Raw genomic sequence first — 10,170 nt, 5'->3', positions numbered from 1 at the left:
GCTCGGCGGCGGCCAGGGCAGCGCCGTCCACGTCCACCAGCGCGACCACGGCGCGCTCGTCGTGCAGGATCCGGGCGAGGGCGAAACCGATCCCGTCCGCTCCGCCGATGATCACGACGACCTTGCCGGCGACGTCGTAGCAGGTTCCGCCGGGCAAGGGGACGCCGAGATCGCGGAGAGTCGCCGCAAGCCGGGCTCTTCCCGACGTTCGCTCAACGGTTCCGCTCGTCATCGCGCACCTCCCCGCGCACCGGATTCCGCCCGGCGAGCGGCCCCTTCGGCGAAGCCCCGCGTCGCTTTGAGCAGCAGCGGCCGGGACGCCGCCAGCAGCGGAGCGAGCCCGGGCCCTGGCTCCACCGCGAAGGTCCAGGTGAACCGCGTGCCCCCGGCGATCGGTTCGAGCGCGACGTCCTCGGCGAACCGCCGCAAGCCCGGCCGATTCGCCGCGTCCACTGTGAACGTCATCCGCGATTCCCCGTCCCAGCGGTAAAACCGCTCCCGCAGCGACGCGGCACCGTGCCCGACCGTCACCGTCCGGGTGGTGCCGACCCCGAACGGCCGCGGTGAGGTCCACTCCGCTGCGGTGATCGACCGGGAGAACGACACCAGCGCGTCATCGGCGCTGAACGCCGCCCACACGTGCTCGGCCGCGACCGGCACTTCCACGGTGCGCGCGAAGCGGAATTCGGCGTAGCACAGGAAATCGTCATCGGATTCGGCTAGCGGATACCAGCGGGTCATGCGGAACCGGTCCTTCCACGGCGCGGCTGATCAGAGGTCGATGGTGAGCTGCTCGCCCGCCGAACGCGACACGCAGATCAGCATCGAATCCGCGCGTTCGTCGTCCGGCAGCAGCCTGTCCCGGTGCTCCACCTCTCCGGCGAGCACCCGGACCTTGCAGGAGCCGCAGAAGCCCTGCTGGCACGAGTAGGGCACACCCGGCAGCTCGCGGCGGATCGCGGCCAGCGCGGACTCGTCCGACGGCACCTGCACGTCGATCCCACTGCGCGCGAGGCGCACCGCGAACGGGACGCCGTCGCGCACCGGCAACGGGGAGAACCGCTCGGTGTGCAAGGAACCGCTCGGGTTGATCTCGCGCAGCAGGTCGCGGGCGGTGGTCATCAGCGGCGCCGGTCCGCACAGGTAGACCGCCGCGCCGGGTAACGCCTCGGGCAGGATCGCCGTGATGTCCGGCGGCCCGTGCTCGTCGTCCGGGCGGACGTCGACCACCCCGCTGCCGTATCCGGCCAGCTCGTCCAGGAACGGCAGGCTCTCCCGGGACCGTCCGAGGTAGACCATCCGCCACGGCGAGCCGCGCCGGTGGCACTCCCGCACCATCGGCAGGATCGGAGTGATCCCGATGCCGCCCGCGACGAACAGGTACGACTCCGCATCGACCAGCCGGAAAGCGTTGCGCGGCCCGCGAATCGTGATGCGGTCGCCCGGTTCGAGCTCGTCGTGCACCTCGCGCGACCCGCCCAGGCCGTCGGCGAGCCTGCGGACCGCGATCCGGTAGCCGAACCGGTCGGCGGGATCGCCGCACAGCGAGTACTGCCGCTGCTTCCCGGAAGGCAGGAAGACGTCGATGTGCGCTCCCGGAACACAGCTCGGCAGCGCACCACCGTCCGGATCGGACAGTCGCACGCTGACGACGTCGGCGGTTTCCGGACGTATTCGATCGATGACGAGATCGAGGTCGAATCCGCTGCGGCGCACCGGTTTCGGCCGCGAAAGGAGCGGTGCGGCACTGCTCGCGGCGAACAGGTGCCGGTAGGCGGCGCTGAATCCGCCCACCGCCCGCAACACCCACGAAGGCTCGAACCCGGGGCGGTCTTGCTGCGTGCTCGTGGTCATGATCCGCCTACCGCTACGAGGCCGTGCCACCGGCGTTGGCTGCCGGGGACCGGGTCAGGTAACGCACCGCGGCGTCCATGCTGCCGAGCTGCGAGGGGTGGAAGCGCGGGTCGAGGTACTTCGGGATCTCGGTCAGGAACAGCATGATGTTCGGGACCACACCGCGGCGCATGGCGCTGAGCAGTTGCAGGAACCAGAAGCGGCCCTTGTTCTTCGACGGGTCCGTCTTGAACAGGTAGTTCAGCGAGGACAGCAGCAGCACCAGCAGCGTGAAACTCGCCAGCAGCGCCGTGCGGACCCGCCGTGCGTAGCTGCCGTCGACGTACATGAACGCGTCGAAGGCGACGTTGCGGTGCTCGACCTCCTCGGCGCCGTGCCAGCGGACGAGGTCCAGCATCGTCGGGTGCATTCCCTTGCGCTCCAACACTTCCGCGTGCAGCAACCACTCGCCTATCACCGCGGTGTAGTGCTCCAGCGCCGCGAACAACCCGAGCCGTTCGCACAGCCACGCGTGTTCGGCGCGGCCCTTGAGCCCCCGTTCGCCGAGCACGTGGTCGACCATCCACTCCAGCTTCCGCGTCATCGGCTCGGTGTCCAGGCCGATCGAGGCCAAGTGCGCTCGCGCGCCTTCGTGCGAGGACGCGTGCGTGGCCTCCTGCCCGATGAAGCCGACGACTTCCTCGTGCAGCCGCGCGTCTTCGATCAGCGGCAGCGACTCGGACAGCGCCTTGGACATGGCCCGCTCGCCCTCGGGCAGCACCAGGTGCATGAAGTTGATGACGTGCGTGGCCAGCGGTTCTCCGGGGATGTAGTGCATCGGCACCCCGTCCCACGAGAACTCGACGTCGCGTGGCGTGATCACGTGCGCTTCCTCGGTGTAGCGCCGAGCGCCGCGCGGATCGACGACCGGATTCCTGCCGATGCGGGGAAATCGGAACATCATGACGTCCTTCGCTGCGAGGGGATCGCGCTGTGCCGGTTCGCCCGGTCAGCGCTGCGTGTGTGGTAGTCGGCCAGTTCGGCCTCGCGCGTCCGGGCGCGGAAGCCCCGGTTGAATCCCGGGTAGAACACGAAGTTGCGCCCCGCCTCGGTGAGGTAGTAGCTGCTGCATCCGCCGGTGTTCCACACCGAGCCGCGCAGCCGGTGCTCGACCTCGTCGGCGAAGGACCGCTGCACCTCCGGCCGGACGTCCATACTGGACAGTCGTTGCCGCTGGAGCTGGCGCAGGCAGCTCAGGATGTAGTTGACCTGCGCCTCGATCGTCACGACCTGCGAGGTGTAGACGACGGAGTTCGGCCCGAGCAGGAAGAAGAAGTTGGGGAACCCGCTGATCGTCGTGCCCAGGTAAGCCTGCGCATCGCCCTGCCACACCTCGTTCAAGCTGCGGCCGTGCTTTCCCCGCACCCGGTCGAAAACGGGGTTGTCGGTCATCCGGAACCCGGTGCCCAGCACGATCGCGTCGAGTTCGTGCAGCGTTCCGTCGGCGGTGACGATCCCGTTCTCCCGCACCTGCCGGATTCCGGACGTGACCACCTCGGTGTTGGGCTGCGTCAACGCCGGGTAGTAGGCGTTGGAGAACGTGGGCCGCTTGCAGCCGAAGGAGTAGGACGGCTTCAGCTTGGCCCGCAGCTCACGATCGCGGACCTGGCGGCGCAGGTGCGCGCGGGCGACCCATTCCATGCCCTTGAGCAGCCCGGGCCGGTGCACGAAGCCCGGCACCAGCGCTTCCTGCAACAGGTCGAAGCATTCCCGCGCGATCCGTTGCACGGCGGGAAAACGCCGGAACAGCCGCTGCTCGAAGCGCGTCATGCGGCGGTCCGGGTGCGGCATGATCCAGGTGGGCGTGCGCTGGAAGACCTTCAGCGCGCGAGCCACCGGCTGCACCTGCGGAATGATCTGCACCCCGGACGCACCGGTACCGATCATCGCGACGCGCTCGCCGGTGAGGTCGTGCTCGTGGTCCCAGGCCGCGGAGTGGAACACGGCGCCCCGGAAGTTCTCCAAGCCCGGCAGCTCGGGCACGGAAGGTTCGCTGAAGGGGCCGGTGGCGCCGACGAGCACCTGCGCCTGCCAGGTTCCCCGGTCGGTCACGACGGTCCAGTGCTGCGCGTCGTCGTCCCAGGCGGCATCGAGCACTTCGTGCCCGAACCGCAGGTGCGGGCGCAGGCCGAATTCTTCGGCGCAGCGGTTGAGGTACGCCTTGATCTCCGGCTGCAGCGGGTAGAGCCGGCTCCAGTCCGGGTTCGGCGCGAACGAGAACGAGTACAGGATCGACGGGATGTCGCACTGCGCGCCCGGATAGGTGTTGACCGCCCACGTGCCGCCGACTTCCGCGGCCCGTTCGAGCAGGACGAAGTCGTCGATCCCGGCACGCTTGAGCATCGCGGCCGTGCCCAGCCCGCCGAAACCGGCGCCGATGATCACCACGCGGCGCTGTTGACGCTCGGCGCTGCCGTCCGCTGATCCAGCGTCGACCATCGCCCGCCTCCTCGCCTGAAGTCCGACGTCATCGCGAACGGTATTTCTGACATCAGTCGAAGTCAACATTGCTCGGTGGCAACTTCCCCGCTGGCACAACAGGAATCCGGCATGCGAAACCGAGGCGTGAGCGTCGACCCGACCAGCTCGCCGAGCGCTGCTCATCGCACCCGGAGAGCATCCGCGGCTATTAACGCTCTGTCAATAAAGCGTCGCTGAGCGGATGGCTCAGCCGACCTGCGAAGCGGCGCCGCCCACGTTCTCGATCACCTGGGCCACGTGCTCCACGAACCGCTCGCGCGAGACGACGACGCGCTTTTCCAGCCACGCCTGGTAGAGGTGCGCCAGCGCACCGAAGATCGCGGAGGCGTTGAGCCGCACGTCCTGCTCGTCCGCCCGCGCAGCACCGAGCTCTGCGCCGCGCATGAGCTCCGCGATCGTCGACGTGAACTCCTCCACGAGCCGCAGCCCCCGCTGGGCCACCTCGGGCGCCGCCAGCGATTCCACGAACAGCACCCGGCCTCGCCGCGGGTCGGAGGTGACGAACTCGGTGAACGCGCTCACCAGGTACCGCACCGTGTCGAGCTGCTGGGAAGACGCCTGCTCGGCAGCGTCCAGCAGCACTTGGCGGGCCTGCTCGACAGTCTCGTCCAGCACGGCGACCAGCAGCTGCTCGCGGTTGCCGAAGTTCTCGTAGAAGTACCGCTCCGTCAGCCCCGCCTCGCGGCAGACTCCGCGCATCGTGACGGATTTCGACCCGTCGCCACCCATCAACGCGAACCCGGCGGCCACCAGCTGCGCACGTCGCCGCGCCTGCCGTTGCGACGCGTCCACGCCACGCCAAACGCGGTGCGGCGCTGCGGCGTTCGGGTGCTCGGCCATAGGACCATCTTGGCACGTCACGGTATCCGCATCGGCCGGTGCCGCTTCCGCCCGCGCAGCTGCCGCCACGACCACCGGCCCCCGACCTCGGCCGCGGGAAGGTCCGCCCGCGCGTGTTTTCCCGGCGCTGTCCGCGAGTTGCGCGCCCACTTCGCCATCCGGCCGACCACGGCGTGCGATCCTCGGCCCCGGCCCGCTCGTGCATCCCGTCGCGCCGGTCGTATGCCGGTGGCCGTGCGACGGACGGGTGTGCTGCCAACGACGTCGAGGAGTCCCGTGTTCGTCGAACGCGCCTTCATCCGGGAGGCGAACCAGCCCGACCGCGCGCAGCGCGACCGGTGGCCGTTCACCGTGCCGTGCGTGGCCGCACTCGCCGAGCACGGGCTGGACTTCCACAAGCCGGTGACTTTCCTGGTCGGCGACAACGGCTCCGGCAAGTCGACGCTCGTCGAGGCGATCGCGGAAGGCTTCGGCCTGGACTCCTATGGCGGCAGGCTGGCCGCCCTGCGCGGGCGACCGGATGCTGCCAAGACCCCGCTCGGCGCGGTACTGGCGCTGGACAAGACAGCCGCGGCCGCACGGATGCTGGGCGGCCCGCGCACCAAGAAGCAAGGGTTCTTCCTGCGCGCCGAAACCGCGTTCCAGATGACCGAGAAGCTCGGCGGAGTCCACGGGTACTGGGAGGAGGACACCGCGCAGCTGTCCCACGGCGAGGGGTTCCTGGCGGTGTTCCGGTCGATGTTCGACAAGCCCGGCTTCTACGTGCTGGACGAGCCCGAAGCCGCGTTGAGCTTCACCTCGTGCCTGCAACTGGTCGGGCTCATGCACGAGCTCGGCCGCAGCGGGGCGCAGGTGGTGTGCGCGACCCACTCCCCGATCCTGGCCGCCACCCCGGAAGCCGACATCGTCGAGGTGAGCGAGGACGGATTCCACCGCACCGGCTGGGAGGAACTCGAACTCGTCGGGCACTGGCGCCGCTACCTCGACAACCCCGCCGCTTATCTGCGACACATCGTCGAATGATGTGCTCCCCGAGGACGTCCGTGCAGGCGAAAGGAAGGCGATCATTTCCACCTCGACCGACGACGGCGGAGCCGGGACCGTTGTCCTGCACATCGGCCACGACGAGCTGGTGATCCACCGCCGCTACGAAGTCGTCAGCATCATCAACGACCTGCTGATCGGCACCTGGTTCGTCGTCGGCAGCCTGTTCTTCTTCTCCGATGCCCTGACCTACGCGGGAACCTGGCTGTTCGTGCTGGGCAGCATCGAAATGCTGATCCGCCCGCTCATCCGGCTCACCCGCCGGGTGCACCTGCGCAGATACCACCCGCAGGCACCGCACGTGGTCCAGGCCGCGCACGACTTCTGATCACCGGCGCAGTTCTGGTCAGGACCGCGGCGTGAACCGGACGAACGGAAGTTCCTGGCCCACGGCGCGGAAATCCGCGTCACCGCCGTCCACATCGAAGCCCATGAACCGGCACAGCGCCCGCGCCGCGCGCGGGTTCCGGGCCGCGTACCGGGCCATCACCTCGGACGCCTGCTGCGGACCGAGCGGCTCGGCGTCCGCGATCATGCGGCGGTCGCCGACCTGGATGCGCACCTGCGGCTGCGCGAGCACGTTCCGGTACCAGGCGGATTTTTCCCCGTAGCCGGAACACGCGAGGTAGCTGCCCTCGTGCGGGCCACCACCGACGACTTCGACCACCACCTGCCGCTGCCGTCCCGTCACGCGCCCGGTGTGGGTCAGCAGCATGAACCGCGACCCGAGCACTCGGCCCAGCCCCAGCCGGTACAGCTGAATCGGCAGCCGGAACATCCACCGCGCCAATCCGGTCGGCGGCCGCCGTCTCCCCTTGGTCCGCATCTTCACCAGCCCTTCGCCGCGGTGGATCCCCGAGCCGGGCACCGCTCGGGTCCAGCACCTTACGCATGTCCCAGCGGGGCCAACGACAAGAGACTCTTATCCATCCCGGTCCGGCCGAGTCGCGCCCCGCGGCGGTGCACGTTTGTCGCGCGGTCCAACGGGACCTGTCCCCGTTGGACCGCGCGCCCCCTTCATTTCGCCCGGCCCCCGTCCCGGTTCCGGACGTGTCTCCTCCAAGCCCGGGCTTCCCGAAACGAGGTGTCCGGGACGGCTCCCGGCCTACCCGGGGAACCGCAGTACCGGCCGGAAGGCGTCACTGCTCGGCGACCACTTCCGGACCGGCTGCCTACCCGCAACCGGATCAACCTCGAAGTGCTGTGCGGCGCAGGAAATCCGTCAGCACCCGGTCGTAGCGCTCCGGATCGATGTTCCAGCTCTGCGTGTGCCCCGCACCGGGGAACTCCTCGTACTGGATCGGCCAACGCTTCCGCGGCCCGGAATCGGCGAGCTCGCGCGAACCGGCCACCGGGTGTTCTTCGTCCGCCGAACCGTGGACGAGCAGCGTCGGCGGCCTGATCGCGGGTGGGTTGTCGAGCGTGTCGAGCTCGTCGAAGTCCAGTCCGGCCCGCCATTCCATGATCTTGCTCGCCGCCGCGATCACCGGTGCGGGCGCTCCCATCTGCTCGCCCACGTGATAGCCGGTCGCTTCGTAGTCCAGGGCGGGCGCATCCAGCACCACCGAGGCGACCGCGTCCGCTTGCGCCGAGTGCTTCAGGGTTTGCAGCACGGCGGCTGCACCCATCGATGCTCCGTCCAGGACCACCCGCTGCGCGCCCATCTTCCGCGCGTGCGTGATCGCGGCGTCGACGTCGCGCCACTCGGACTGCCCGAGGTGCAGCAACCCGTCCGGCGAAGCGGGGGCACCGATGTCGTTGCGGTAGGAGATCGCCAGCACCGGCAGGCCGAGGCGGTGCATCGCCGGAACCCCGGTCATCGCCGTCGACGGATCACCGTGCTGGCCGTGCACCGCGATCACCCACGTGGACGCGGCCGGGCCGGTGGCAGGCACGAACCAAGCCGGGGCCGGGCCCAGCTCGGTCGGCACGCTGACTTGTGCGGCCGGGAACCCGAGCAACGAACGCGGGTCGGAGGGGTAGACCTTCGGCTTGACCGACACCTGCACGTCCACCGGCGGTGGCTCCCCCAACAACCGGCGCTGCACGCGCCCGGCTGAGCGCGACACGACGTCGCCGACCATCGTCGCGCCGCCGTTCCAGGTCAGCGCATGGACACCGGGCTTGCCGGTCCCCTCCGCCGCGCTCAGCAGCACCGTCGGCTCGCCGCGTGCGGTGCCGAAACCGAGCACCAGTCCAGACGGCCCCTTCTTGAAGTGGTTCGGTTCGAGCTGCTGGCTGCTGACGTACCAACCGGCCCCGAAGGTCCCGCCGACCAGCAGCACGACCAGTACGACGGCAGCGACGACCGCGACTCGGCCCCATCGACGTCTTCGACCGGTCGTTGCGAGCCCGGACTCGTCAGCACTCGCATCGCCGGTTCCCGTGGACGCGGCCCGGACGGGCTGCTCTGTTGGTGCGGTCTGCCTGCGCATGGTGTTGTTCCCCCAGATTTCATCGAATTCTCCATTCGCGCGCTATGGGCGCCGAATGCTGTTCGTCGAGACTCGGCACGACCCGTCGCGAACCCTTGACCCGCTCACTGGCGAAGGCCGCCGATCGTGCGCCACATGGTGCGTCGGCACAGATCGCGGAAAGCCGACTCGGACAGGTCGATGCGCCCGCCGAAGTACAGCTGCACCAACCCCTGCGCCTGCGCCGTGATCGCGATCGTGACCTCGAATGGGTCGTCGTCGCGCAAGTAGCCCTCGCGCATCCCGTCCTCGACGGCGCGCACGACCGGGGTGAACGTGGGCGAGGCTCCTTCGCGGAAGTCCTCCGGGAACCGCCGCGCCTGCTCTCGGCGCTCCGTGATCATGAAGGAGTACAAGTGCGGTGCACCGAGCGCAAAATCGAGGAAGTCGTCCAGCAGGCCGCCGATGCGTTCGGCGAAGCCGGCCGCACCGGAGCGCTCGGACCTGGTTGCGGCCATCCGGCGAAAACCCGCATCCGCCACGGCTTTCAACAAAGCCTCGCGGTTCGCATGATGTTTGTAGATCGCCATCGGCGTCACGCCGACGTCGGCGGCGACCCGCCGCATCGTCACCGCATCGGCGCCCTCCTCGGACAGGATGGACAACGCCACTTCCACGATCCGTCCCGCGTTCGACTCCCGAGTCGCCCTCTCCGACATGTCTACAACGTATACCAAGGTGGTATACGTCGTACACCTAGTTTTGCGGAATTCCCCCGAATGGAGCTGAAGCTCAGCTCCCGAAAACCGGATTCCCCGCCCGCGGGATTCCGGACGATACCGATGGACGAGGCTCTGCAACCGGGTTCACCACGACCGACCGGCCGCCCGAAGGCTCGCCCAGGCCGACGAACGGGCCACATCGCCGTGCGAGCCGATGGTCAGCGGCACGATCTTCATGCGCCCTCCCGGCCGCGGGCTACTGCTGGGCCTGCGGCCGGTTGCGTTCGTAATGCCGCCTGGCTTTCATCCGGTTGCCGCAGGTGGCCATCGAGCACCAGCGGGCCTTGTTCGCCTTGCTGCGGTCGAGCAGGAACAGCCGGCATTCTTCGTTGCCGCAGGGACGCAAGCGGCCCGGTAGGTGCTCGGCGGCCCACGCCCACGCCAACACGGCGCGCGCGGGCAGCAACGCGTCGGCGCCGGTGACCAGCTCCCAGCTCAGTCCGTCGTCGTCGAGCACCGGCCGCTGGTGCACACCTTCGAGCGCGTGGGCCAGCACCGACGGAGCCCGCTTCCCGAGCACCACCTCGGTGAGCTCTTCTCGGACCGCCCGCAGCCGGCGCAGCTCACCGGCGGTCCCGGCACCGCCGTGGGCGGTGGCCCACGCACGACCGCTGCGCTCATCACCCAGCTCGTCCCGTTCGGCACCGTCAAGCACCGGCCGGCTGTTGAGCAGCGCCAGCAGCAGTTCCGGGTCATCGACCATTCGACTCCGACCT

At 69.3% G+C, this 10,170-nt stretch carries 11 protein-coding genes; 2 read left to right on the top strand and 9 right to left on the bottom strand.

The features are described from left to right. Positions 1 to 228: 228 nt before the first annotated feature. The 5 genes from IJH84_RS16575 to IJH84_RS16555 all read right to left on the bottom strand — a co-directional run bounded on the left by IJH84_RS16575 (position 229) and on the right by IJH84_RS16555 (position 5,214). Positions 229 to 741 carry an SRPBCC family protein gene (locus tag IJH84_RS16575; RefSeq protein ID WP_295145986.1) on the bottom strand — a complete coding sequence of 171 codons (513 nt, stop codon included), beginning with the start codon at positions 739 to 741 and terminating at the stop codon, positions 229 to 231. Positions 742 to 771: 30 nt separating this feature from the next. Continuing rightward, positions 772 to 1,854: a PDR/VanB family oxidoreductase gene (locus IJH84_RS16570; RefSeq protein ID WP_295145984.1), complete on the bottom strand. Its 1,083-nt coding sequence runs from the start codon at positions 1,852 to 1,854 to the stop codon at positions 772 to 774. A gap of 13 nt (positions 1,855 to 1,867) precedes the next feature. Next, entirely contained in the window at positions 1,868 to 2,794 is a 927-nt protein-coding gene (locus IJH84_RS16565) for a metal-dependent hydrolase (RefSeq protein WP_295145982.1), read from the bottom strand. Continuing rightward, positions 2,794 to 4,332: an NAD(P)/FAD-dependent oxidoreductase gene (locus IJH84_RS16560; protein ID WP_295145981.1), complete on the bottom strand. Its 1,539-nt coding sequence runs from the start codon at positions 4,330 to 4,332 to the stop codon at positions 2,794 to 2,796. The genes IJH84_RS16565 and IJH84_RS16560 overlap by 1 nt, the downstream gene beginning before the upstream one ends. Before the next feature lie 228 nt (positions 4,333 to 4,560). Next, positions 4,561 to 5,214: a TetR/AcrR family transcriptional regulator gene (locus IJH84_RS16555; RefSeq protein ID WP_200071763.1), complete on the bottom strand. Its 654-nt coding sequence runs from the start codon at positions 5,212 to 5,214 to the stop codon at positions 4,561 to 4,563. A 276-nt stretch (positions 5,215 to 5,490) separates the two neighbouring features. On the opposite strand from IJH84_RS16555, the gene IJH84_RS16550 reads away from it, so the two are divergent. Further along, entirely contained in the window at positions 5,491 to 6,237 is a 747-nt protein-coding gene (locus IJH84_RS16550) for an AAA family ATPase (protein ID WP_295145978.1), read from the top strand. Positions 6,238 to 6,280: 43 nt separating this feature from the next. Beyond that, the gene (locus tag IJH84_RS16545; protein ID WP_295145993.1) at positions 6,281 to 6,586 is read left to right on the top strand and encodes a YrhK family protein; all 306 of its coding nucleotides are present in this window, start codon (positions 6,281 to 6,283) and stop codon (positions 6,584 to 6,586) included. Between the two features lie 18 nt (positions 6,587 to 6,604). Here IJH84_RS16545 and IJH84_RS16540 read toward each other — a convergent pair whose 3' ends face one another. From IJH84_RS16540 to IJH84_RS16525, 4 genes are all read right to left on the bottom strand, one after another. Then, the gene (locus IJH84_RS16540) at positions 6,605 to 7,126 is read right to left on the bottom strand and encodes a nitroreductase family deazaflavin-dependent oxidoreductase (protein ID WP_367269036.1); all 522 of its coding nucleotides are present in this window, start codon (positions 7,124 to 7,126) and stop codon (positions 6,605 to 6,607) included. A 319-nt stretch (positions 7,127 to 7,445) separates the two neighbouring features. Next, positions 7,446 to 8,693, bottom strand: a complete 1,248-nt coding sequence (locus tag IJH84_RS16535; protein WP_295145976.1) for a prolyl oligopeptidase family serine peptidase — start codon at positions 8,691 to 8,693, stop codon at positions 7,446 to 7,448. Positions 8,694 to 8,797: 104 nt separating this feature from the next. Beyond that, complete coding sequence (locus tag IJH84_RS16530; protein ID WP_295145974.1) at positions 8,798 to 9,391, bottom strand: TetR/AcrR family transcriptional regulator; 594 nt, start codon at positions 9,389 to 9,391, stop codon at positions 8,798 to 8,800. Between the two features lie 259 nt (positions 9,392 to 9,650). Continuing rightward, positions 9,651 to 10,157, bottom strand: a complete 507-nt coding sequence (locus IJH84_RS16525) for a CGNR zinc finger domain-containing protein (protein WP_295145988.1) — start codon at positions 10,155 to 10,157, stop codon at positions 9,651 to 9,653. Positions 10,158 to 10,170 lie beyond the last annotated feature (13 nt).

The sequence above is a fragment of the Saccharopolyspora sp. genome (assembly GCF_017434145.1).
GTDB classification, from domain to species: Bacteria; Actinomycetota; Actinomycetes; order Mycobacteriales; family Pseudonocardiaceae; genus Saccharopolyspora_C; species Saccharopolyspora_C galaxeae.
This window is presented reverse-complemented; position numbering and strand designations above follow the sequence as displayed.

Coding starts and splice junctions, on each gene's coding strand:
- IJH84_RS16575 (WP_295145986.1), bottom strand. CDS start 741: ATGACCCGCTGGTATCCGCTAGCCGAATCCGATGACGATTTCCTGTGC.
- IJH84_RS16530 (WP_295145974.1), bottom strand. CDS start 9,391: ATGTCGGAGAGGGCGACTCGGGAGTCGAACGCGGGACGGATCGTGGAA.
- IJH84_RS16565 (WP_295145982.1), bottom strand. CDS start 2,794: ATGTTCCGATTTCCCCGCATCGGCAGGAATCCGGTCGTCGATCCGCGC.
- IJH84_RS16560 (WP_295145981.1), bottom strand. CDS start 4,332: ATGGTCGACGCTGGATCAGCGGACGGCAGCGCCGAGCGTCAACAGCGC.
- IJH84_RS16535 (WP_295145976.1), bottom strand. CDS start 8,693: ATGCGCAGGCAGACCGCACCAACAGAGCAGCCCGTCCGGGCCGCGTCC.
- IJH84_RS16555 (WP_200071763.1), bottom strand. CDS start 5,214: ATGGCCGAGCACCCGAACGCCGCAGCGCCGCACCGCGTTTGGCGTGGC.
- IJH84_RS16570 (WP_295145984.1), bottom strand. CDS start 1,854: ATGACCACGAGCACGCAGCAAGACCGCCCCGGGTTCGAGCCTTCGTGG.
- IJH84_RS16525 (WP_295145988.1), bottom strand. CDS start 10,157: ATGGTCGATGACCCGGAACTGCTGCTGGCGCTGCTCAACAGCCGGCCG.